This window comes from Streptomyces guryensis, from assembly GCF_021261325.1.
Classification (GTDB): Bacteria; Actinomycetota; Actinomycetes; order Streptomycetales; family Streptomycetaceae; genus Streptomyces; species Streptomyces guryensis.
This window is the reverse complement of record NZ_JAJSBI010000020.1, coordinates 164,713-186,827: the sequence shown is the minus strand read 5'-3', so window position 1 is coordinate 186,827 and position 22,115 is coordinate 164,713. Positions and strand designations below refer to the sequence as shown.

At 70.0% G+C, this 22,115-nt stretch carries 26 protein-coding genes and 1 pseudogene; 12 read left to right on the top strand and 15 right to left on the bottom strand.

Annotated elements, in window-relative coordinates; all coding sequences use genetic code 11:
* Positions 1-117: 117 nt before the first annotated feature.
* A complete protein-coding gene (locus LJ657_RS33020) occupies positions 118-879 on the top strand; it encodes a DUF5753 domain-containing protein (RefSeq protein WP_232652570.1) in 762 nt (253 codons plus the stop codon).
* Positions 876-1,055, top strand: coding sequence for a DUF397 domain-containing protein (locus LJ657_RS33015; protein WP_232652569.1), 180 nt, complete (start codon positions 876-878; stop codon positions 1,053-1,055). Before LJ657_RS33020 ends, LJ657_RS33015 begins: the two co-directional genes overlap by 4 nt.
* Here the strand turns inward: LJ657_RS33015 and LJ657_RS33010 are convergent.
* The 4 genes from LJ657_RS33010 to LJ657_RS32995 form a co-directional block, all read right to left on the bottom strand.
* Positions 1,006-1,635, bottom strand: a complete 630-nt coding sequence (locus LJ657_RS33010) for a hypothetical protein (protein WP_232652568.1) — start codon at positions 1,633-1,635, stop codon at positions 1,006-1,008. The two genes, LJ657_RS33015 and LJ657_RS33010, sit on opposite strands and share 50 nt — an antisense overlap.
* A 25-nt stretch (positions 1,636-1,660) precedes the next feature.
* On the bottom strand, positions 1,661-2,878 hold the full coding sequence (locus LJ657_RS33005; RefSeq protein WP_232652567.1) for a DUF7224 domain-containing protein: 1,218 nt from the start codon (positions 2,876-2,878) through the stop codon (positions 1,661-1,663).
* Positions 2,879-2,880: 2 nt separating this feature from the next.
* Entirely contained in the window at positions 2,881-3,624 is a 744-nt protein-coding gene (locus LJ657_RS33000; protein WP_232652566.1) for an ATP-binding cassette domain-containing protein, read from the bottom strand.
* Positions 3,625-3,696: 72 nt separating this feature from the next.
* Entirely contained in the window at positions 3,697-4,086 is a 390-nt protein-coding gene (locus LJ657_RS32995; RefSeq protein ID WP_232652565.1) for a hypothetical protein, read from the bottom strand.
* Between the two features lie 339 nt (positions 4,087-4,425).
* Here LJ657_RS32995 and LJ657_RS32990 point away from each other — a divergent pair, with 339 nt between their 5' ends.
* Positions 4,426-5,091: a pyridoxine/pyridoxamine 5'-phosphate oxidase gene (locus tag LJ657_RS32990; RefSeq protein WP_232652564.1), complete on the top strand. Its 666-nt coding sequence runs from the start codon at positions 4,426-4,428 to the stop codon at positions 5,089-5,091.
* Positions 5,092-5,112: 21 nt separating this feature from the next.
* Here the strand turns inward: LJ657_RS32990 and LJ657_RS32985 are convergent, their stop codons facing one another.
* The 6 genes from LJ657_RS32985 to LJ657_RS32960 all read right to left on the bottom strand — a co-directional run bounded on the left by LJ657_RS32985 (position 5,113) and on the right by LJ657_RS32960 (position 8,363).
* Positions 5,113-5,517 (bottom strand): type II toxin-antitoxin system VapC family toxin, encoded by a 405-nt coding sequence (locus LJ657_RS32985; protein WP_232652563.1) that lies wholly within the window; start codon positions 5,515-5,517, stop codon positions 5,113-5,115.
* Positions 5,510-5,785, bottom strand: coding sequence for a type II toxin-antitoxin system Phd/YefM family antitoxin (locus tag LJ657_RS32980; RefSeq protein ID WP_232652562.1), 276 nt, complete (start codon positions 5,783-5,785; stop codon positions 5,510-5,512). The genes LJ657_RS32985 and LJ657_RS32980 overlap by 8 nt, the downstream gene beginning before the upstream one ends.
* A 52-nt stretch (positions 5,786-5,837) precedes the next feature.
* Positions 5,838-6,698: a GNAT family N-acetyltransferase gene (locus LJ657_RS32975; protein WP_232652561.1), complete on the bottom strand. Its 861-nt coding sequence runs from the start codon at positions 6,696-6,698 to the stop codon at positions 5,838-5,840.
* A 62-nt stretch (positions 6,699-6,760) separates the two neighbouring features.
* On the bottom strand, positions 6,761-7,390 hold the full coding sequence (locus LJ657_RS32970; protein WP_232652560.1) for a GNAT family N-acetyltransferase: 630 nt from the start codon (positions 7,388-7,390) through the stop codon (positions 6,761-6,763).
* Between the two features lie 23 nt (positions 7,391-7,413).
* Positions 7,414-7,809: a Zn-ribbon domain-containing OB-fold protein gene (locus LJ657_RS32965; RefSeq protein ID WP_232652559.1), complete on the bottom strand. Its 396-nt coding sequence runs from the start codon at positions 7,807-7,809 to the stop codon at positions 7,414-7,416.
* A gap of 104 nt (positions 7,810-7,913) precedes the next feature.
* Complete coding sequence (locus LJ657_RS32960) at positions 7,914-8,363, bottom strand: DoxX family protein (RefSeq protein WP_232652558.1); 450 nt, start codon at positions 8,361-8,363, stop codon at positions 7,914-7,916.
* A gap of 252 nt (positions 8,364-8,615) precedes the next feature.
* Here LJ657_RS32960 and LJ657_RS32955 point away from each other — a divergent pair, with 252 nt between their 5' ends.
* The 5 genes from LJ657_RS32955 to LJ657_RS32935 all read left to right on the top strand — a co-directional run bounded on the left by LJ657_RS32955 (position 8,616) and on the right by LJ657_RS32935 (position 15,319).
* The gene (locus LJ657_RS32955; protein WP_232652557.1) at positions 8,616-9,803 is read left to right on the top strand and encodes a flavin-containing monooxygenase; all 1,188 of its coding nucleotides are present in this window, start codon (positions 8,616-8,618) and stop codon (positions 9,801-9,803) included.
* A gap of 166 nt (positions 9,804-9,969) precedes the next feature.
* A complete protein-coding gene (locus tag LJ657_RS32950; protein ID WP_232652556.1) occupies positions 9,970-11,475 on the top strand; it encodes a flavin monoamine oxidase family protein in 1,506 nt (501 codons plus the stop codon).
* Between the two features lie 184 nt (positions 11,476-11,659).
* Positions 11,660-13,885 carry an acetate--CoA ligase family protein gene (locus tag LJ657_RS32945; protein WP_232652555.1) on the top strand — a complete coding sequence of 742 codons (2,226 nt, stop codon included), beginning with the start codon at positions 11,660-11,662 and terminating at the stop codon, positions 13,883-13,885.
* Positions 13,882-14,667 carry an enoyl-CoA hydratase/isomerase family protein gene (locus LJ657_RS32940; RefSeq protein ID WP_232652554.1) on the top strand — a complete coding sequence of 262 codons (786 nt, stop codon included), beginning with the start codon at positions 13,882-13,884 and terminating at the stop codon, positions 14,665-14,667. The genes LJ657_RS32945 and LJ657_RS32940 overlap by 4 nt, the downstream gene beginning before the upstream one ends.
* A 40-nt stretch (positions 14,668-14,707) precedes the next feature.
* Positions 14,708-15,319, top strand: a complete 612-nt coding sequence (locus tag LJ657_RS32935; protein WP_232652553.1) for a flavin reductase family protein — start codon at positions 14,708-14,710, stop codon at positions 15,317-15,319.
* A gap of 11 nt (positions 15,320-15,330) precedes the next feature.
* Here LJ657_RS32935 and LJ657_RS32930 read toward each other — a convergent pair whose 3' ends face one another.
* Positions 15,331-15,594 (bottom strand): GntR family transcriptional regulator, encoded by a 264-nt coding sequence (locus LJ657_RS32930; RefSeq protein ID WP_232652552.1) that lies wholly within the window; start codon positions 15,592-15,594, stop codon positions 15,331-15,333.
* Positions 15,595-15,739: 145 nt separating this feature from the next.
* Between LJ657_RS32930 and LJ657_RS32925 the strand changes: the two genes are divergently transcribed.
* Together LJ657_RS32925 and LJ657_RS32920 are read left to right on the top strand one after the other, a co-directional pair.
* The gene (locus LJ657_RS32925) at positions 15,740-16,018 is read left to right on the top strand and encodes a hypothetical protein (RefSeq protein ID WP_232652551.1); all 279 of its coding nucleotides are present in this window, start codon (positions 15,740-15,742) and stop codon (positions 16,016-16,018) included.
* A complete protein-coding gene (locus LJ657_RS32920; RefSeq protein WP_232652550.1) occupies positions 16,015-16,272 on the top strand; it encodes a hypothetical protein in 258 nt (85 codons plus the stop codon). The genes LJ657_RS32925 and LJ657_RS32920 overlap by 4 nt, the downstream gene beginning before the upstream one ends.
* A 135-nt stretch (positions 16,273-16,407) precedes the next feature.
* Here LJ657_RS32920 and LJ657_RS32915 read toward each other — a convergent pair whose 3' ends face one another.
* Both LJ657_RS32915 and LJ657_RS32910 read right to left on the bottom strand, forming a co-directional pair.
* Complete coding sequence (locus LJ657_RS32915) at positions 16,408-16,980, bottom strand: class I SAM-dependent methyltransferase (RefSeq protein ID WP_232652549.1); 573 nt, start codon at positions 16,978-16,980, stop codon at positions 16,408-16,410.
* A gap of 131 nt (positions 16,981-17,111) precedes the next feature.
* The gene (locus LJ657_RS32910) at positions 17,112-17,612 is read right to left on the bottom strand and encodes a glycine-rich domain-containing protein (protein WP_232652548.1); all 501 of its coding nucleotides are present in this window, start codon (positions 17,610-17,612) and stop codon (positions 17,112-17,114) included.
* A 291-nt stretch (positions 17,613-17,903) separates the two neighbouring features.
* Here LJ657_RS32910 and LJ657_RS32905 point away from each other — a divergent pair.
* A pseudogene (locus tag LJ657_RS32905) lies at positions 17,904-18,029 on the top strand (XRE family transcriptional regulator); the annotation flags it as partial.
* A 173-nt stretch (positions 18,030-18,202) separates the two neighbouring features.
* Here the strand turns inward: LJ657_RS32905 and LJ657_RS32900 are convergent.
* Positions 18,203-19,333: a methyltransferase gene (locus LJ657_RS32900; RefSeq protein ID WP_232652547.1), complete on the bottom strand. Its 1,131-nt coding sequence runs from the start codon at positions 19,331-19,333 to the stop codon at positions 18,203-18,205.
* Positions 19,334-19,447: 114 nt separating this feature from the next.
* Entirely contained in the window at positions 19,448-20,761 is a 1,314-nt protein-coding gene (locus LJ657_RS32895; RefSeq protein ID WP_232652546.1) for an MFS transporter, read from the bottom strand.
* 71 nt (positions 20,762-20,832) lie between these two features.
* Between LJ657_RS32895 and LJ657_RS32890 the strand changes: the two genes are divergently transcribed.
* On the top strand, positions 20,833-21,891 hold the full coding sequence (locus tag LJ657_RS32890) for a GlxA family transcriptional regulator (RefSeq protein ID WP_232652545.1): 1,059 nt from the start codon (positions 20,833-20,835) through the stop codon (positions 21,889-21,891).
* Positions 21,892-22,115: the final 224 nt, after the last annotated feature.

Sequence of the window (22,115 nt, the reverse complement as noted above, 5' to 3'; positions counted from 1 at the left end):
ACAGCGCGGCCGGCGGCCTGCCGCCGGAAGAGTTCGAACGGACCGTCACCGCAGCACGCAAGAAGAGCGACCAGAGGTGCCAGGCCGCATAGGAGAGGTCTCTACGAAACCAGGGGATTGACACACCAGACCAGGGTCAGCCGTATCGAGACCGGGCATGTATCCGCCCGCCCGCTTGAGATCCGGGCGATGCTGGAGGCGTACGGCGTCGACGATCCCGAAGTTCGCCTGAAGCTTGAGGAGTTGGCCAAGCACTCCAAGAGGCGGGGCTGGTGGCTCGAACATGCGGCGCACCTGCGACCGGACTACGTCGACTACATCGCGCTGGAGGACGATGCGACGTACATCCGGGAATGGCAACCGGTCCTGGTACCCGGGCTGCTGCAGACCCCGGCCTATGCGGAGGCGGTTATCGCGGCGACTCCTCACTACATCGCTCCTGAACGGATCGCCCAGTTGGTGAAGGTGCGCGAGGCCCGACAGGCCAAGATCGAGGAAGGCGGAGCAACGTACACGGCCATCCTCTGGGAAGCCGTCGTCACACAGCCGATGGTGAGTGTCGCGATCCATCAGGAGCAGGTGGCCAGGATCCTTGAGGTCGGCAAGCGGAAGAACGTCACCATCCAGGTGCTGCCGTTCAGCGCGGGGGCGGTGGCCGGCTCGACGTTCTCCTTCTCCTCCTTCAGCTTCGAGTCCGAGCCGACCGTCGAAGCCGTAACCATGGAGAACCTGCGAGGTACCTCGGTCCTCGAAGCACCTGAGGATCTCGCGGCTTACGCCAACGCGTTCGACCAACTACGATCGGCAGCACTGGCACCGGAGGCCAGTGCGCGTCTCATGCGGAGCGCACTGAGAAGCAGCAAGGAAAACGCATCGTGACCGAGGTCGTAAGCACCTTCCGGAAGTCGTCGTACTCCGCCGGCGAGGGCAATTGCGTCGAGGTCGCCGACACCGCCCCCGGCGGCCGCGCCGTCCGCGACAGCAAGCAGCAGGACGGCCCCCTGGTCACCGTCTCCCCCGAGAGCTGGCAGGCCTTCCTCCGGCAGTTCTGCTAGGTCTGCCGGCAGCGACGAGTGCCGCAACGGCCAGTCCGGCGGCTCCCAGAGCCGTGGCCTCGACGAAGGCCGGTGTGTAGTCGGGTTCGTGCAGTGGCCAGGCCCATGGGGCAGGAACCCCGTAGCGAACGCCGAAGGCCGCGCAGGCGATCGGGAACAGGGTGACGCCTGCCGTCGCGACATGGACACCCGTGAACGTGCGCAGCAGCAGGGCGAGGCCGAGGTAACCCAGGAAGTTACGGGCCATGCCTGCGGCGAGGGTGTGGCCGGTCGTGGACGACGCGAGCCGGCCTCCGGCCAGCATCAGTACCGCGCAGGCCGTCATGAACCCGGTGTCCCACAGCTTCACAGGTCGTACGGCTGTCGCTTCGACGCCGCCGTCCGCACGGGACTGCCCGTACAGGATGAGGCACACCGGTGCGAGCGGCAGCAGAAACGGCAGCGGGAACGAGAACGAGAGTCCGCCCACCACGACCGGCACCGGTACCTGGATGGAATCGGCGACAGTGCCGAGTACCAGGCAGACGGACAGGCCGACGCAGACCGCGGGTACCCGGCGGATTCGAAGCCACCAGTCCATGGATGATTCTGTTTCCCTCTGTCGTTCAGAAGCGCTTGGGGTCGAGAACGGGCTGCAGGTCGCATCGGGTGAGCGTTTTGGCGTTCTCCCGGAACCAGGCCAACTGGTCCTGGCGGGGCAGTTCGAGGACGCGGGTGGCGACCGCGGCTTCGTCCGGCGCGTAGCCGGATGTGACGACCTGGGCGTCTTCTCCCGCGGTGATGGTGAGCCAGACGGTGAGCGGTCCGAAAGCGCGGTTCCCCGGCCACTGGCCGTGCTTGGCGCACTCGGGGATGTCCTGCGGCAGAGCACTCGCCGCGACGAGAGACCGAATCTGTCGCGCGGTCGGCGCGGTCGACCTCGGCGACAGTTCCGCCGCGGTGGTGACGCCCAGGGCTGCCAGACGGGTGTGTGCATCCGTCGCCCAGGTGACGACATCCTTGGCGGCGCCGTGCTGTTCGGGCCAGAGGCACACCCGCGGCTGCGTGTCCGAGCAGGTACGCAGGGCAGTGGGACGAGGTTCGGACGCGTCGTATCCAAGAGGACGGACGATCCACGCGGCGACGGACACCGCGGCGGCCAGCGCAACGGGGGCCAGGATCCGCGGACCCCACTGCCGCAGGACCACCAGGCGGGCGGCCAGGAGCAGACCGATCGAGACAAGCGCAGGCGCCAGAATGCTGCGGGGCGCCGCCACTTGGTCGAGCGCGCAGCACTCGGCGAGGTTCGTACCGTTGAGCTGCCGGACCCAGAAGACGTTCATCGCCGCCGGATAGGCCATCCACACGAAGCTGCCCGCCAGCGCGACGGGAACGGCCAGCACTCGGGGCAGGCTGAGCCCGATGACGTAACCGATGGCGATATGCGCCGCGATCACGAGCAGTTCCATGCCGAGTACCGCGGCGGTGGTCAGGTTGGGTCCGCCTGAGGCCTGCGGCAGGAGCAGACCGAGGGCCAGCGCCATCGCAAGGACCCCCATGACGAGGGTCGGCGCCAGGGCGGCGAACGACACACCGATGAAGGTCCGCGCCGGCGCCCCTTGCAGGGCCCGCGACTGCCGGACGCGCAGCCCCTCCCAAGCACCGCACGCGGCCACTGCCGGTGCCGTCCAGACCAGCAGGGAAGCGCTTTGTGCGGCGACCGACTCCCAGTACCCGCTGGTGACCAGTTTGCTGACATTGCCGCTGTAGGCGACCAGCCACAGGCCCAGCAGAATGCCGATGCGGGGCGCGACGGAGACCCTCAGCACGGTGATCCACGGCATGCTTACATCTCCTCCTTGACCAGACCGGCGTAAGCGGCCTCGGCCCGGTGTTCCTGGGCCACTTGTCCGGGCGCGAGATCGAGAAAGGAGGCGGTGGCCCCCTCAAAGAGAACCCGTCCCTGATCGAGGAGGATGACCGAGTCGTAGCTGTGCGCCAGATCCTCTGTCTGATGGGTGGAGACCACGAAGTCCGCCCGGTCCTTGAGATCGTCGAGGAGCGCGCGGAACACCCTGCGCTGTGTCGGATCGAGACCGGCGGTCGGTTCGTCCATCAGCACCACACGGGCCGAGTGCACCAGTGTCTGGGCGATACCGAGGCGCCGCAGCTGGCCTCCGGACAGCTGGGCGGCGGAGCGTTCGGCCAGCTCCCCCAGTCCGACCTGCTTGATCGCCTCCAGCGAACCGTCCCATGCGTCCCGCCGCGACAGACCCTTCAGCCAGCCGGCGTACGCCGCCTGTTCCCTGACTCGCAGCCCCGGGACGGGAGTCACCTGCTGCGGCAGCCAGCCGACCTGTCGGCGGTACTGCTTCAGATGACCTCGCCTGCGGGTGTCGAGGTCGTCGAGTGTCACTCTGCCCGAGCCGGGCCTGCGTGCGGAGGCGAGCAGTGCCAGCAGTGTCGACTTCCCGGCGCCGTTCGGTCCGAGGAGCACAACGCATCCTGACGGCAGGTCGAGTGTCAGGTCTTCGAGGACGAGATCCCGGCGCCGGTATCCGAAGGAACAGCGCGAGACATGGATGGTCATTCCGGCCTTCTGTCGAATTCCAGGGGAGACGGCCCCGGAAAGTCCGGAGGCCGCCGACGGGTCCGAATGCTGTCAGTAGCGGGTGACAACGCTGTTGACGCTGAGCCTGGTGGAGCCTATGAAGATGAAGTAGAACTGTCCGCTGGTCTTGATCTCGCCCCAGGACACCGTATTGCAGGAGTTGCTCCGCTGGCCGTGACTCACGTCCGGAAGGAAGTCTCTGACCCGGTCGAGTTCGAGGGTCACGCTGCTGGGTCCCCCGAAGCTGCAGCCCGAGAAACTGACGGTCGTGCTCGCTGCGTCGTTGTGGTTGTCCGTCCAACGGCGGGATTCGTCGCCACCCTTCCAGTTGGAGATGGAACTGCTCCAACTTCCCTCGGCGGAGGCCGAAGGCGCCAGAGTGAAAGCCGCAGCCAGAGCGGCTGCCGCTACGAACCCTGCCCGCTTTGTCTTCATGTCCATGCCATTCCATCCCGCGTAGATCAAATAATCCGTGACGGTCGGAACGTATGTTCAAGGCAATGTTTCAGCAAAGGAGGAGCGCCAGGATCAGCCATCGCGCATACAGAGGAGCATTCCCTTCGGGATTGTCACGAAAGGGCCCGAATGGCCCTGCATCGAATGAGGTGAAAATGTGCCGGACATTGCTGACCGGACATTGGAAGATGAACCCTGGATGAAGCAACTACCGCTCAGGATCGGGCCCGCGATTGCGGCGAGCGGAACTTGATGGTTCAACCTGTCTGGTATTGATCGCTGAGGAGTGCGCTTCCACGGCGGTCGGCGGCCGATACTCGACGCATGGGAACGGATCTTCACGAGTTGCTGAGGTCGCTACGGGTGTGGGACCCGGAGGTCACGGAGCTACGGCCCTTCGACCCGGCGACCACACCCGACGAGCCGCTGCCCCTCTTCACGGAGTGGTTCGCGCAGGCGGTGGCTGCCGGACAGCGGGAGCCGCACGCGATGTCCCTGGCCACCTCGGACGCGGACGGCCACCCGGACGTACGGATCGTGATGCTGCACGGCGCGGACGCGGACGGCTGGGCCTTCGCGACGCATGCGACCAGCCGCAAGGGCGGACAGCTGGCAGCCCGGCCGTATGCCGCGCTCGCCTTCTACTGGTCGGCGTTGGGCCGCCAGGTCCGGGTACGCGGCCCGGTCACCGCCGCGCCTGCCCAGGAGTCCCAGGGCGACCTGCACGCCCGCTCGACCGGCGCACTCGCCGCCGCCCTCACCGGACGTCAGAGCGAAGTGCTGGAGTCCGTGGACGAGTTGGCACGGGCATCCGAGGCCGCCTGGGAACGGGCCCAGCAGGAGCCCGACGCCCCGGTGGCGACCTGGACGCTGTACCGCCTGCGGCCGGACGAGGTGGAGTTCTTCCAGGGGGACGAACGCAGACGGCACGTACGGCTGAACTACCGTCGACGAGACGGAGCTTGGGCCAAGGAGCTGCTGTGGCCGTAAGGCCGGAGCAAGGCGTCCGGCTCAGACGGGGACAACGAGAACCACGCTCTCAAGCCCCTTGAAGTCCCCGGCATTCCGGGTGAAGAGCGGCAGGCCTCTCACCGAGGCGATCGCAGCGATCATCAGGTCCATCCGGCTCGGGCGAGGGTCCCTGTCTGCCGCGATGGTCAGTGACACCAAGGTGCCGTACCTGGCAGCGGCGTCCCCGTCGAAGGGCAGCGGCTCGAAGTCGGCCACCGCGGCTCCCAGTTTTTCCATCCGCGCCGCCCGGACCGCAGGATCCTTGGCCATGGCCACCCCCTGCTGAAGCTCCGTGAACGTCACGGCGGTCAGTTCCGACATGAGGGGGAGACTCTGCGGGCTGAGCACATCGAGGTCGATGTAGGTGCAGGTGTCGAGGACGCCCTCCTGGTGTCGCTCAGCCACGCTTGCGCTCCCACGGATCGTCGTCCACTCGTTCCTCGCTCCCGAAGAACTCGTCCGCCTCGGCACGCATCCGCGCATGGTCCACTCGTGGAAGCTTCCGATGCTTGGCCACGAGTTCGTCGGCGCTCAGCCTGCGTCGACGCGCCACCGGGCGCAGTTCGGCGACTTCTATGCCATTGCGGGTGATGTGGTACGTCTCCCCGGCCTCAACCGCGTCCATGACGGCGGCGGAGTTGTTCCGGAACTCGCGCTGCGTGATGGTCTTCATTCGACCAATGCAGCTCGGCGTGTCCCATCGTGCTACAGGGCCGTGTCACGGCTCACGCCGTGAAGTCGTACACCGCGAAGTCCGCCACCGGCCGGTACCCGATCCGCTGGTACAGGGCGTTGCTGGTCGGGTTGGCGAGGTCCGTGAACAGCAGCACCTCCTCCGCGCCCGCCGCGAGCGCGGCCCTGCTGACCTCGGCCGTGACCGCCCCGGCGTATCCGCGGCCGCGCAGGTGGACCGGGGTGTAGACGGGTGCGACCCGGATCTGCCCGGCGACCATCCGTGTCACCCCCGCCATGGCCACGGGGGTCCCGTCGGGAGCCTCCCAGAACGTCGTCCCGCCGTAGGAGATGCGCGAGTCGGCCCACCCCTGCGCACGCTCCGCGCCGCTCTCGCCGACCGCCTCCAGGAACTCGCCGTACCAGCGCACCAACTGCTCCCGGTCCGCCGCGTCGGCGATCCTCGGCCGCCCCTTCGGCACCGGCTGCGGGACCGTCAGTGTGCCGAGCCGGTACAGCCGCTGCCGCTGGTGCAGCGTGGCCGTCACGCCGGTGCGGCCCTCCCAGGACCGCGTCAGGGCGTCGACCGTGGAGCGCTCACCCATGACTCCCGGTACCGGGCGCCCCAGACCGGCCAGGTGGGCGGCGAGGGAGTCGGCCTCCTCGGGCGTGAGGGGCGTGACGCTCAGCCGGTAGGGAGGGGTGCGGAAGTAGGCTGCGCGGACTGTGCCCTCCGACTCCATGACGCCGAAGTAGGGCGCCTCGGCGCCGTAGTACCGCGAGCCGCGCGTCCGCAGTCCGTCAGTCACCGTCAGCGGGACGGTGTGCAGGGCCGGGCGGGAGCGAAGGAAGCTCCCGGCGCGCGTCAGGAAGGTGTCCAGGTCGTCGGTGAGGTGCCAGTCATCGGGACGCATGCCATATGGTCCCGCGCGGCCTCGCCCCGGCGCCTTTGAATTTTCGACGGCTGCGGCTGCTGTTACTGGAGTTGCGGCTCCGGATCCGTAGCGATCCGCCCGTGCAGATGCAAGTCCCGGAACACGTCGTTCCGCCCCGCCTCGAACATCGCGCCCCGCAACGTCCCCTCGTAGCGGAACCCGCACCGCTCCGCGATCCGGCACGAGGCCTCATGGCCCAGGGCATGGCCGAGTTCCAGCCGGTGTAGCCCCAGTTCGGTCAGCGCCCAGCGGGAGACCACGGCGAGCGCACGGGTGGCGACCCCTTGTCCCCGGGCCTCGGGCAGCACCCAGTACCCGACCCGGGCGACACTCAGGACGAGGTCGATCGCATTGACGCCGATGTGCCCCAGCACCGCTCCGCCCGCCGCGTCGGTCACGCAGTACGACGCCGTCGAACCGTCCGCCATCCCCAGCGCCTTGGCCCGCAGCGACCGGCGCGCGTCGGCGAGGTCGTCGACCTGCTTGAGCGGTGTGTTCCAGCGGCGGAACTCCGGGTCCGTGAGGCCGCGCAGCCAGGCCGCGACATCGACGTCCGAGTCCGCGTCCCACGGCCGCAGACGGATGCCGTGACCATGCAGATCAGGAAAGGAGGAGGACGAGGAAGGGGATGGCGAAGGCGGGTCGTTGTGCTGCGCGTCCACAGAGGTCATCGGTCCATTCAAACCCGTACGCCTCACTCACGCGGCCGGAATACCGGTGTCCCTTCCCGGAACGCCACCTCCAGCTCCGCCCCCGCCGAGAGCTCTCCCGCCCCGCACCCCACCACCTCCGTCATCATCCGCGGCCCCTCCACGAGATCGACGACCGCGGCCACGTAGGGCGTCCGCTCCCCGAAGGGCGGCAGGTCGTTCCGGTGGACGACGGACCAGGTGTAGAGCAGCGCCCGGCCGCTCGCCCGCTCCCACTCCACGTCCTCGCTCCAGCAGTGCGGGCAGAACTCGCGCGGGTAGTGGTGGGCCCGCGCACACGCCCCGCAGCGGCGGATCAGCAGCCTGCCCTCCGCGGCCGCGTCCCAGTAGGTCCGCGTGAAGGCGTCGGCCTCCGGTACGTCGAACCGAGGACCGCCCACCTCAGCACCGCTCGCATCAGCGCCCCTCACCCCAGCACCGCTCACCCCAGCGCCCCTCACCCCAGCGCCCCTCACCTCAGAGCCGCTCGCATCACGGCGGCCCATCAGAACAGCCCCAACGCACTGTCCAGCGACCACGTCTGCCACGACATCCCGAACAGCGCGACCACCGACATCAGCGCCATCATCGAGTTCTGCCCCTGCTCGGCCACCTCGTGGATCATGAGCGTGAAGTAGAGGACGTTCAGCAGCAGCCCTCCGACCAGCGCGACCGGGCTCAGGAACCCGAGGACCAGCCCCAGCCCGATCGCCAACTCCGCGTACACCACCACGTACGCCATCGTCCGCGGGCGCGGCGCCACCATGACCTCGAAGCCGGACCGGACCGCGTTCCAGCGGTGCTTGGCCGCGATGCCCGCCGCCCACGCGATCCCGGTCCCACGCTCGAACCATGCCTTCCGGTCCTTGTGCCGCCAGCTCTCCAGCCACCACAGCCCGAGTCCTATGCGCAGCACGGCCAGCCATTCCGCGCCCGTGAGCCAGATCGCATCCATGAATCTGACGGTACGTCAGGTCGCGCGATCCGGGAAGCGCCGCGCACGTCCCGCGAAACGGGAGCCGCAGCCGTGCGGCCGCCATGAAGCGGGACGTGCCCAGGAGGTGCGGGCCGGCGCTCGCCGAATGATCACAACCAGGTGACCTACGCCACGAATCCCCCCCACCTCTCCTACAGGCGTGATCAATCCGAAACCAATTCCGGGCTTGACCGAGACCCATCAACCCGGTGCGTGATTACGCTCGCGCACATGGCCGACTCCACACCGCCCGCGAGCCCCTCGGGGCGCCCCGTCTACGTGATCGGCGGCGGCCCTGGCGGGCTCGCCGCGGCGTACGCGCTGCGGGCCCGGGGCATACGCGCCGTCGTCCTGGAGAAGTCCGACCAGGTCGGGGCGGCCTGGCGACGCCACTACGACCGCCTTCATCTGCACACCACCCGCCGCCTGTCGGCCCTGCCCGGGCTCCCGATGCCGCGCCGCTTCGGCCGCTGGGTGGCCCGGGACGACGTAGTGCGCTACCTGGAGAAGTACGCCGAGGTGCACGAGCTGGAGATCGTCACCGGCGTCGAGGTCTCCCGCGTCGAACGCACCCCGGACGGCGACGGCTGGCTGCTGCACGCCACCGGCGGCCGCGAACTGACGGGCGCGGCCGTTGTCGTGGCCACCGGGTACAACCACACGCCGTACGTCCCCGACTGGGCCGGACTCGACAGCTACACCGGCGAGTTCCTGCACGCCGGCGACTACCGCAGCCCCGTGCCCTACGCAGGCCGTGACGTCCTGGTCGTCGGCGTCGGCAACACCGGCGCCGAGATCGCCGTGGACCTGATGGAGGGCGGTGCCGCGCGGGTACGGCTGTCGGTGCGGACGGCTCCGCACATCGTGCGGCGCTCGACCGCCGGATGGGCCGCCCAGTACACGGGCGTGCTGGTACGGCGGCTGCCGACCGGGCTCGTCGACCGGCTCGCGCGGCCGATGGCGAAGCTGAGCGTCCCCGATCTCTCCGCACAGGGGCTGCCCCGGCCCGCCACCGGGCTGTACAGCAGGGTCAAGGAGGGTGCCATCCCGGTCCAGGACGTCGGTCTCATCGACGCCGTCCGCAAGGGGCGGGTCGAGGTCGTCGCCGCCGTCGACGGCTTCGAGGACGGCAAGGTCGTCCTCGCCGACGGCACCCTCGTCTCCCCGGAGGCGGTCATCGCCGCCACCGGATACGTCCGCGCCCTGGAGGGCCTGGTCGGCCACCTCGACGTGCTCGACACGCTGGGGAGACCGGTGGCGCACGGCGCCCGCACCCCGCACCACGCCCCCGGCCTGTACTTCACCGGCTTCACCACCCCCATCAGCGGCACCCTCCGGGAGGTGGCGATGGACTCCGAGAAGATCGCGAAGACCATCGTCAAGAACGGCGGGGCCGCGCTGTCCCGCCTGCCCGGATGACGTAGAAGCGCTCAACCCCCTCCAAAACCCTCAACTCCCGTCCCTGGAACTCTCGTTACGCCCGAGTCAGATGTGACGGGAGCGTTGAAGCGTGCCGCCGTTCGGGGCCAGAATCTGAACACTGCTCACTTTCTGGCTCCACACTCTCTCCACACGGAGGATGCACGTGGCACGCGAAAGACAGCCCCACCCGCAAGCCCTCTCCCGACGCTCCCTGCTCGGCGGTGCCGCCGCGGCCGCAGGCGCCGTCACCCTCACCGGCACCGCCGCCGGCACGGCGTCCGCCGCGACCACCCGAGAGGTGGACGTCGCCGTCGTCGGCGGCGGGCTCGCCGGGCTGACGACGGCCCGCGACCTGGTGGCGGCCGGCAGGACCGTGGCCGTCCTGGAGGCCCGCGACCGCGTGGGCGGCCGGGTCGTCAACCTGGCCCTGGCGGGCGGTGGTTTCAGCGAGGGCGGCGGCGAGTTCATCGGCCCCACCCAGGACCGCATCAAGGCCCTCGCGGACTCCCTGGGCGTGGCGACCTTCACGACCTACAACACCGGCAAGAACCTCCTCTACAAGGACGGCACACGGACTCCGTACGCCACCGACGGCATCCTCGGCTCGGTCCCGCCCGTCGACGCGGCCGGCCTCGCCAACGCAGCGGTCGTACAGGCCTCGTTGGACGACATGGCCAAGCAGGTACCGGTCGACGCGCCCTGGACCGCCGCGAAGGCCGCCGAGTGGGACAAGCAGACCTTCGAGAGCTGGCTGAACGCCAACGCGGTCATCCCCTCGGCCAAGTTCCTGCTGGACGTGGCGTGCACGTCGATCTTCTCGGCCCAGCCCCGTGAACTCTCCCTCCTCTTCGTGCTCTTCTACATCGCCGCCGCCGGCAACGAGTCCAACGCCGGCACCCTGGAACGCCTCACCGACACCGCGAACGGCGCCCAGGAGTCCCGTTTCGTCGGCGGCTCCCAGCAGGTGCCGATCAAGCTGGCCGCCACGCTCGGCGACCGGGTGGTGCTGAGCGCGCCGGTGCGGTCGATCACGCAGTCGGGCGGCAAGTACGTGGTGACCGCGGACGGGGTGACGGTGACGGCCAGGAAGGTCGTCGTCGCCGTGCCGCCGCCGCTGGCCGCGCGCATCACCTTCGACCCGCTGCTGCCGGCCGCACGGGACCAGCTGAGCCAGCGGCTGCCGATGGGGTCGATCGGCAAGGCGATCGCGGTCTACGACACTCCCTTCTGGCGGGCCGACGGCCTCAACGGCCAGGTCGTGAGCGACGCCGGAGTGGTTCGCTCGACGTTCGACAACTCACCGCCCGACGCCTCCTACGGCGCGCTGATGGGCTTCATCGAGGCCGACGAGATGCGGGCGTACGACGCGTCGGGCGTCGACGAGGTCAGGGCCGCCGTGCTCAAGGACTACGTCAACTACTTCGGCGACAAGGCCAAGTCGCCCACGTCCTTCGTACTGCAGCGCTGGGACAACGAGGGCTTCTCCCGCGGCGGGCCGGTCGCCTACGCACCGCCCGGCGTCCTGACCGAGTACGGAGCCGCCCTGCGCAAGCCGGTCGGCGGCATCCACTGGGCGGGCACCGAGACCTCCACGTACTGGAACGGGTTCATGGACGGAGCCGTGCGGTCGGGGGAACGGGTGGCCAAGGAGGTGCTCGCGGAGCTGTGAGAGGCCCGGCCCGGATCGACCGGGTTCGCGGTCGGTCCTGTCTGTCCGGTCCTGTCTGTCCGTTCGTCTGTCCGTTCGTCTGTCCGTTCAACTTTGCGTGCACACCCGTTCCTGACATGGCGTCAGTTCAGTAATCTGACAGAGCGTCAGTTATTGGCTGTCTCTCAGAGGAGCGGGCGGACCGATGCTTGGATCAACCCACGGCACCCTCACCACCGACTCCCGCCGGGCCCGGGTCATCGCCTGTGGCGAGCAACCCGGGCCCGCCGTCCACGGCAGGCCCGCCGAGGTCGACGACCTCGACGTCAGCGGTCTGCCCCTGTACGCCGACGTACTCGATCTGGACCGTTTCTTCCGGCCCGAGACCGTCGCCGTGGTCGGCGCCTCGGACAGCGAGGGGCGGCCCAACACCGGTATCACCCGGCAGCTGGTGGCCTGGGCCGAGCGGGTCGGGGCACGGCTCCACCCGGTCCACCCGAGCCGCCCGTCCGTCTTCGGCATACCCTGCTCCCCTTCCGTCGCCGACCTGCCCGAGCAGGTCGATCTCGCCGTACTGCTGGTCGCCGATCCCCTTCCGGTGCTGGAGGAACTGGCCGAGGCGAAGGTGAAGTTCGCGGTCGTCTTCGCCTCCGGGTTCGCCGAGACCGGTACGGAGGGCGCGGCGGCGCAGGAGCGTCTGACGGCGGCCGTGCGGCGCTCCGGGATGCGGCTGCTCGGACCCAACACCAACCTCAACGCCTTCGAGCGGTTCCGGGACGACCTCGACGGACCGGCCATCGCGCTCATCACCCAGTCCGGCCACCAGGGCCGACCCGTCTTCGCCCTCCAGGAACTCGGCATCCGGCTCTCCCACTGGGCGCCCACCGGCAACGAGGCCGACCTGGAGACCGCCGACTTCATCTCCTACTTCGCCGAGCGGCCCGAGGTCGGCGCCATCGCCTGCTACGTGGAGGGGCTGAAGGACGGCCGGTCGTTCCTGCTCGCCGCCGACCGGGCCGCCCGGCGCGGGGTGCCGGTCGTCGCCGTCAAGGTGGGCCGCACCGAGACCGGTGCCCGCACCGCCGCCTCACACACCGGCAAGCTGACCGGTGCGGACACGGTGGTGGACGCGGCGATGCGGCAGTTCGGCGTGATCCGCGTGGACGGGCTCGACGAACTCCAGGACACCGCCACCCTGTTGGCCCGGGCCCGGCCGCCGCGCGCGGACGGCGTCGTCGTGTATTCGATCTCGGGCGGCACCGGCGCGCACTTCGCCGACCTGGCCACCGAGGCGGGGCTGCGGTTGCCGGTCCTGTCGCAGGCCAGGCAGGCCCAGCTGCACGAGTGGATACCCGACTACCTGAGCGTGGCCAACCCGGTCGACAACGGCGGTCACCCGGTCGGTGACTGGCGCGGCCGGAAGATCATCGACGCGATCCTGGACGACCCCGAGGTGGGCGTCCTGATCTGCCCGGTCACCGGCCCCTTCCCTCCCCTCAGCGACCGCCTCGTCCAGGACCTGGTGGACGCGGCCGAGCGGACGGACAAGCTGGTCTGCGTGGTGTGGGGCTCTCCCGTGGGCACCGAGCCGGCCTACCGCGAAGTCCTCCTCGGATCCTCCCGGGTGGCCACCTTCCGCACCGTCGCGAACTGCATCACCGCCGTCCGCGCGTACCTCGACCACCACCGTTTCGTCACCGGCTACCGCTCCCCCTTCGACGAGGCCCCCCGCACCACCTCGCCCTCCTTCCGCAAGGCGCAGGCACTGATGCGGCCGGGCAAGCAGCTCAGCGAACACGCGGCGAAACAGCTGCTTCGGGCGTACGGGATCCGGGTGCCGCGCGAGCAGTTGGTGACCAGCGCGGCAGCGGCCGTACGCGCCGCGGGCCTGGTGGGCTACCCGGTGGTGATGAAGGCGTCCGGCGGGCAGATCGCCCACAAGACCGAGCTGGGGCTGGTCAAGATCGAGCTCACCTCCGCCAGCCAGGTCCGGGACGCCTACCGGGAGCTGACCGACATCGCGCGCTACGAGGGCGTTTCCCTGGACGGCGTCCTCGTGTGCCAGATGGTCGAGCGGGGCGTGGAGATGGTCGTCGGCGTCACGCACGACGAGCTGTTCGGCCCCACCGTGACCGTAGGGCTCGGCGGCGTACTGGTCGAGGTGCTGCACGACGTCGCCGTACGCGTGCCGCCCTTCGGCGAGGAGCAGGCCCGGGACATGCTCAGCGACCTGCGCGGGCGGGCTCTGCTCGACGGGGTCCGGGGGCGCCCCCCGGCCGACCTCGACGCGCTCGTCGAAGTCGTCCTGCGGGTGCAGCGCATGGCGCTGGAACTCGGGGACGACCTCGCGGAACTCGACATCAACCCGCTGATGGTGCTGCCCAGGGGGCAGGGAGCCGTGGCGCTGGACGCGTTGGCGGTGTGCCGATGAGCGAGGTGCTGCACACGACGGACGGCCAGGTCTCGTATGTCACCCTGAACCGGCCGGACGCCCTCAACGCCCTTACTCCCGGCGGCCGGGACCGGATCGTCGAGCTGTTGGCCGAGGCATCGGCGGATCCGGAGATACGGGCGGTGGTCCTCACCGGCGCGGGCAGGGGGTTCTGCTCCGGTGCCGACCTCCGAGGGACCTCCGGCGGCGTGGAACTGATCCCCGGGGACGTGGCCCGTGTCCTGCGCCTGGGCGCCCAGCGCCTGATCGCGGCCGTCCTGGACTGCGAGAAGCCGGTGATCGCGGCGGTGAACGGCACGGCGGCCGGCCTGGGCGCCCATCTGGCGCTCGCCTGCGATCTCGTACTGGCCGCGGAGTCGGCCAGGTTCATCGAGGTGTTCGTGCGGCGAGGGCTGGTCCCGGACGGCGGCGGGGCGTATCTCCTGCCCCGCCTGATCGGCCCGCACCGCGCCAAGGAGCTGATGTTCTTCGGCGACGCGCTGTCCGCGGCCGAGGCCGAACGTCTGGGGCTGGTCAACCGGGTCGTCCCTGAGGCCGAGTTGGACAAGACGGCCCGCGAGTGGGCGTCCCGCCTGGCCGTGGGTCCCACCCGCGCCCTCGCCCTGACCAAACAGCTGGTCAACGCCTCCCTGGACGCCGACCGAACGACGGCCTTCGCCGCCGAGGCAGCCGCCCAGGAGATCAACATGACGACCGAGGACGCCCAGGAAGGCGTACGGAGCTTCACGGAGCGCAGAAGCCCCGAGTACAAGGGGCGCTGACCTTCCTATCTGACGAGCCGTCAGCTTCAATGGAGGGATGATGGGACACGCAGGAGCGGCAGCCGCCGCCGTCCGGTACCTCAGGTCGGCCGGGACCCCGGTCCCCGTCGAAGCGCTGCCGCGCCCGGAGCTGCGGTGCGTCGGCGCGGACGAGCGCGCGCCGGTCGACCAGGCCGAGTTCCGGCGCGTCCTCGGCAGCTTCGCGACCGGCGTCACCGTCGTCACCGCACCCGCCGCCGACGGCGAGGACGGACCCGCGGGCTTCGCCTGCCAGTCCTTCTCGTCGCTCTCCCTCGACCCGCCGCTGGTCGCCTTCATGGTCGGCCGTACGTCGACGACCTGGCCGCGTATCGCCCGCGCGGGCGTCTTCTGTGTCAACGTCCTGGGCGCCCACCAGGGCGATCTGTGCCGCGGCTTCGCGGTGAGCGGCGCGGACAAGTTCGCGGGGGTGACGTACGACGCGGCACCCGTCTCCGGATCCCCGCGGCTGGCCGGTGCGCTCGCCTGGATCGACTGCACGATCCACGCGGTCCACACCGGCGGCGACCATCTGATCGTGGTGGGGCGGGTGGATGCGCTGGGGGCAGGCGAGGCCCCCGACGGACCGCTGGTCTTTCATCGAGGGCGGTTCGGTCGACTGGACGGCGACTGACGCTCGACCGGCTAGGCGGATGATGCGGAGGCTTCGGAGGAGGGCGGCAAGGGGTCGACCACGAAGGTCCCCAGCCCGACTTCGCCCCGCGTCCAGCCCTGTTCCCGTACGTGCCGCATGGCCTTCGCCGCCGTCGCGTTCACCACGCCGAACTCCTGGGCGATCTCCAGAGTGGACGGCACACGGCTTCCCGGCGGATACATGCCGTCTTCGATGCGCCGGATGATCTCCGCCGCGATCTGCCGCCACAGCGGGCGCGTGCGATCGAGGTCCATGGGATTCAGCGTGGGTGACCATGGCATTCCACGCATCCGTAGTTATCTACGGTTATCCACGGTACGATGCGGAACCAAGAACGGCCCCGACAGGAAGCGGCTACTTCCTCGCCGGGGCCTGAGCCGACTGAACAGGAGTCGACCCATGCGCAGCCTACTGGCCGCGATCCTCCGCCTCTTCCTGCCTCCTCGCGGAGCGCACCGCACCGACGCGTCACCATTCCTCATCGCCCGTCCGCCCGCCCCCGCGCATCTACCGAGGCCACGCCCGCTCGACGTCATCGCCGCCGACGGCCAGCCCTTGGTCCGGCCGTACGTCGTCGCATGGGAACACGAGCGGGACGAACGGGAGCGGGAGCAGCACCGGGCGAGGGCCCTCACCCCCCTGTATCCGGACCGCTCCCCCTGGGAGGTCGCCGTATGAGCGCACGGCGTCCCCGCAGCCTCGGAGTCGACCCGGCCACCGGCAAGGAGGCGTTCGTGATCGCGCGCCCCGGCGGTTTCCTTGAGGCGCTGGCCGACGCCCGCGCTCTGGAGGCCGCCGCCCTCCTGGCGGCAGTCGTCAGCGCCGTACTGGAGGCGGGCGAGGCATCGGACGCCGAACTCGCCGCCCTCGTACCGCCGTTGCACGCGGCACTCGACGAATGCGTCGGCATGATGGCGGCGGACCAGGAGTGACGGCGTAGAGGCATCCCGCAACAGGCCATACGACGGTGCCTGCTGAGCGCCCTGAACTCGTCCTGGGGTACCCAGCAGGCACATCGCTTCTGAAAGAAGGCCGGGATCTGCTGAGACAGGCGTACAGCCGCGTGGTCAGACCGCCAGGGCCCGGACAAGCATCGTGCCCTCGGCCCGGCCCTCTGGAGGGTCGATCAGAGACACGCGCACGTCAGAGAAGCCGTGACCCGTCAGGATGCGCTCCCACTCACCCGGGGTGCGGTCGTGCCGCAGTCCCGCTTTGGCAGGCTTGGGTCCCTCGCTGCCTGGGGCCAGATGTGAGAAGGCCAGGATGCCGCCCGGTGTCATGCGCGAGCGGATCAGCGGGAGCAAGGTGTCCGGATCGACGAACCACACGGCGCCAAAGATCGAGAGCACAACATCGAATGTCTCGTCCGTCTCGCTCAGGAACGCCGTCGCCTCCGCCGTACGGAACTCAAGGCCAGGAAGATCGCCCCAGCGCTGCCGCGCGACCGTCTCGCGGGCGGGGGCGATGTCCACACCTTGGCCTGTCGCGCCAAGCGTCACGAGGTGCGCGAGGTTACTGCCGCTCCCCGAGCCGAGTTCCAGCACCCGGCGACCGGCCACGGGCCCCAGAACGCTCTCGCTCGGCCCGTGATCGGCGTACTGAGTCCAGTTCAGCCAGGTCGTATCACCCTTGGCGTTCACGGTCCTGCGTGGCTTGCTCCCGACCGCGTACCTGTCCCAGGACTCAGCCAATGACATGCGGTGATCCTTTCCGGCAAGAGGGGCCCGCCCCAACGTACGAGGACAGGCCCCAACTCACGTGCTGTTCACTACTACTTGGGCGAGTCGTGGCACCCGGCGTGGCACTGATTGCAGTCGGCCGCGTCCTCCATACCCCACAGGTCGGGGTCGATCTCGAACCCGGCCGCCTTGATGGCCTTGATCGTCTGCTCCAGGACTAGCGGGCCACCGGCCTTGGGATCGTGGCCATCCGGCATCGCCTTGTCGTCGCCAACGCACTGGACACCAGCCGCCGTCCCCGGAAGGTCCGGCACGTGGTGGATGGACCGGCCGAAGTGCCGGCTGGTGAAGAAGTGGTACGGGACCGAGTCGAGCATGAACGAGTGCCATGCCTCGTCCACCTGCTTGGACGGGCCCATGAGAAGGTCCGGGTTCTCGCCACACGCGACCAGGTAGGCGATGGCCTGTCCGAACTTGGCCTCTGCCAGTTCGCGCGTGTTCTCCGGGTTGCGGAGGAGGAGGCCCACCTCCCGCTCCCACACGTCCGGGGTGACGTACGCCTTCGGGTCGCGAATCACTACTGCCGTACTCATGCTGGCTTGCCTCCACGTAATTGGGGGTCCGTGGTACTCCGGCCATGTCGTCCACCCGCACACTTGGGACACAGGCACAGCGGCATGAGGCCAGTGGCGAGAGGCTCCCCGCCCTCGCCCTCGTACAGGGTTCGCGGCTCGGTCCGGGTGCCGTCGGCTCTCACCGTGTAAGCGCTGATACGGATGGACATGACGTCCATGTTCCGGATCGGTCATGACCATTGCGGCGACGTTCAGGGTGTCCCTCGGGCGTCATGTCGACGTCACCCCGAGGGCGTCAAACCGGTGTCATTGGCGGGCAAGTGGGTCGGGTTCGGCAAGGACTTCGATGTGAACACAGGCCCATGGGAGCTGCGCCTACTCGATCGGTCGACAGGCCGCGCGAGCATCGAGCGGTATTCGACCACACCGCAGTGAGGGGTACAGCGCTCCCCGGCAAGGAAACAGCGGAAGCCGCCCCAGGCGGGCGCCTGGGCACTGGCCGCCGGCCTCCGCGCGAGGAGGCCGGCGTCAGCCCCGGCCAGTTGCTGACCCAGCACCGCGTGGCACACACAGCATTGCCCCGGCGGTTCGAGCTACGGACCGAGGGCTCAGCGGACGGCCAGCCGCCACAGTGAGGTGACCTCGGCGGCACGCGCCGCGTGCAGCGGGTCGCCGGAGTCGGACGCGCGCGGATGACGCGGCCTGGTGTCGAGGCGGCCGAGGACGCGCAGGCCCGCCGCGTGGAGCGCGTCCGGCAGCTCGTCCCGGGTGCGCAGACCCAACCGTTCGGCCAGGTCGGAGAGGACGAGCCAGCCCTCGCCGCCCGGTTCGAGGTGCGCCGCGAGTCCCGACAGGAAGCCGTGGAGCATCGCGCCGCCGGGGTCGTACACGCCCTGTTCGAGGGTGGAGGTGGGGCGGGCCGGGATCCAGGGCGGGTTGCACACGATCAGTGCGGCGCGACCCGCGGGGAAGAGATCCGGGCCACAGACGCAGACGCGTCCGCCCAGTCCGAGGCGTCCGAGATTCTCGCGGGCGCAGGCACGCGCGCGCGTGCTGATGTCGGTCGCGACGATCCGCTCGATGCCGCGCCGGGCCAGGACGGCGGCGAGGACGCCGGTTCCGGTGCCGAGGTCGAAGGCGGTACGGGGACCGGGCCCGGGTAGCGGCACCTGCGCGACCAGGTCGACGTACTCGCCCCGGACCGGCGCGAACACCCCGTAGTGCGGATGGATCCGGGCGCCGAGGGCCGGGACCTCGACGCCTTTCTCGCGCCACTGCCGGGCGCCCAGCACACCCAGCAGTTCCCTGAGGGAGACGGCAGTACGACCGCCGCCCGGCGGACCGTAGGCCTGCATGCACGCATGGCGGACGTCGGGGGCGCGGCGCAGCGCCAGGCTGTGGTCGTCTTCCAGGACCACCAGGAGTCTGCCGAGCACGCGGGCCCGGTGGGCGCGGAAACTGCGCTGGAGGTGGAACGTCTCGGCCGGGGTGAGGCCCGGCGCCGGGCGTTTGCGGTCGACGCGGCGCTCCATCGCGCGCAGCAGCAGACGCGCGTTGTGGAAGTCGCCCCGCCACACCAGGGCGGTGCCTTCGCAGGCCAGCCGGTGGGCGGTGGCGGCCTTCGTACGGTCGTCGGCGACGGCCGCCCGCCGGGGCGGGGGCAGTGCGCTCTCAGAGTGCCAGCGGGCGGAAAGGTGCTGCTGATCCTCGGTCCAGCGGACCGTGGAGGAGGAAGACACGACATGCTCCTCGGGCTCGTGATCCAACGTGGGCGGGCACGAGGACCACATCGCCGAGAACCATGCCGAGTGTCATGAACATCCCTTTCCGGGCGGGTGAGTTGAGATGAGTGGTCAGGATACGGCGAGTACGGGAGCGGCCGGTCGCCGCCGGATCACCAGCGCCATCAGCGCCGCCACCGCGCACAGTGCGCCGGAGGCGTACCAGACCATGTCGTACGAGCCGAAGACGTCACGCGCCACACCCCCGAGGAAGGCGACGAGTGCGGCGCCGACCTGGTGGGAGGCGAGGACCCAGCCGAAGACGATCGCGCTGTCGTCGCCGTACTGCTCCCGGCACAGGGCGACCGTCGGCGGGACGGTGGCGACCCAGTCGAGGCCGTAGAAGACGATGAAGAACAGCATCGGCGGGTGGACGCTCGGGGCCAGGAGCATCGGCAGGAAGAGCAGCGAGACACCGCGCAGGGCGTAGTAGACCGCGAGCAGTCGGCGCGGTTCGAAGCGGTCCGTGAACCAGCCGGAGGCGATCGTGCCGGCCACGTCGAAGACGCCGATGACCGCGAGCAGGGAGGCCGCCGCCGTGACGGGCATGCCGTGGTCGTGGGCGGCGGGCACGAAGTGGGTCTGGATCAGGCCGTTGGTGGAGGCGCCGCAGATCGCGAAGGTGCCGGCCAACAGCCAGAAGGTGCCGGTGCGGGACGCGGAGAACAGCACGGTCACGGCTCGGCGGGCGGCCCCGGCCGCGGGCTCGGGCTTCGGCACGAACTCCTTGCCGCCGTACGGCTTCAGGCCCACGTCCGCCGGGTGGTCGCGCAGCAGCAGCCAGACGAAGGGGACGACCGCGAGGGCCGCGAGGGCCACCGTGACGGCCGCCGGACGCCAGCTGTGCCTCTCGACGATCCACGAAAGCAGCGGCAGGAATATCAGCTGGCCGGAGGCCGAGGCGGCGGTGAGGATTCCGGTGACCAGGCCGCGGCGCTCGGTGAACCAGCGGTTGGTCACGGTCGCGGCGAAAGCGAGCGCCATCGACCCGGACCCCAGGCCGACCAGCAGACCCCAGCACAGCAGCAGCTGCCAGGCGGCCGTCATCCACACCGTCAGGCCCGAGCCGACCGCGATCACGGTCAGCGCGACGGCCACGACCTTGCGGATGCCGAAGCGGTCCATCAGCGCCGCCGCGAACGGGGCGGTGAGTCCGTACAGCGCGAGGTTCACGGAGACCGCGGCACCGATGGTGCCGCGCGACCAGCCGAACTCCTGGTGCAGCGGGTCGATGAGCAGGCCGGGGAGTGAGCGGAAGGCGGCCGCGCCGATGATCGTCACGAAGGTGACGGCGGCGACGAACCACGCCCGGTGGATGCGGGTGCGAGGGGAACGGCCGGACTCGGGGGCCGTTTCGACTGCTGCGGGTTCGGTTGTCTGGGTCACGACATAGAGCATCCAGGCCGGAACCGAGCGCATCCACTGGCCCGAAGGACAGCATTCGCTAGGATCGGGCCATGAGCAGTGAGCCGGCTGACCCGGAGTTCCGCCCGCACCGCGTGGTCGTCCTCGCCCTGGACGGCCTGCTCCCCTTCGAGCTGGGTATCCCGCACCGCATCTTCGGCCGCCCCAAGGACGCCCGCGGCCGGCACCTCTACGAGGTCGTGACCTGCTCGATCCGGCCACCGGGCCCGGTGGAGACCGACGCCGACTTCGCCATCCAGATCGAGAACGGACCGGAGGCCCTGGCCACCGCCGACACGGTCATCGTCCCGGCCTCGTACGAACTCGGCCCGGTCTTCGAGCAGGGCGTCCTCACCGACGAACTGGCCGCCGCCCTCGCCCATATCCGCCCCGGCACCCGGCTCGCCTCCATCTGCACCGGCGTGTTCGTGCTCGCCGCGGCCGGCTATCTCGACGGCCGCCCCGCGACCACGCACTGGGCGGAGACCGACCAGTTGCAGCGCCTCTTCCCGAAGATCGACGTCGATCCGAACGTGCTGTTCATCGATGACGGCGACATCCTGACCTCGGCCGGCGTCGCGGCCGGCCTCGACCTGTGCCTGCACATGGTGCGCCGCGACCACGGCACCGCCGTCGCCAACGAGATCGCCCGCCGCACCGTCGTACCGCCCCACCGTGACGGCGGCCAGGCGCAGTACATCCAACGCCCCTTGCCCGAGCCGCAGTTGGCGACCACGACGGGTGCGCGCGCCTGGGCCCTGGGCCGGCTCCACGAGCCGATCCAGCTCCGCGACATGGCCGCGCAGGAGTCCATGTCGGTACGCACCTTCACCCGCCGCTTCCGCGAGGAGGTCGGCGTCAGCCCCGGACAGTGGCTCACCCAGCAGCGCGTGGAGCGGGCGCGACACCTGCTGGAGACGACCGACCTGTCCGTCGACCAGGTGGCCCAGGAGGCCGGCTTCGGCACGGCACAGTCGATGCGCCAGCACCTACAGACGGTCCTCGGGGTCACACCCACCGCGTATCGCCGTACTTTCCGCGCCGGGGAGGGCCGCGGCGGCGGGTCCACCGGCAGTTCCGGGCATTACGGCGGTGTCGGCGCCGTGAGGTGACCTCCGCGCCCGGCGGACCTCGCCCCACCAGCCGACCGCGGTCAGCGCCAGGGTCAGGGCCACACCGCAGAGGATGGCCGTGGAGGGCGCCGTCACCCGCAGCAGACCGCCGGCGAGAGAGCCCGTCACCGCATAACCCGCCCCCGAAGCCGCGTACATGACCGAGTAGCCGGCCGCCTGGGCGCCGGGCGGAAGCGCCTCACGCAGTGACAGGGTGCGGACGA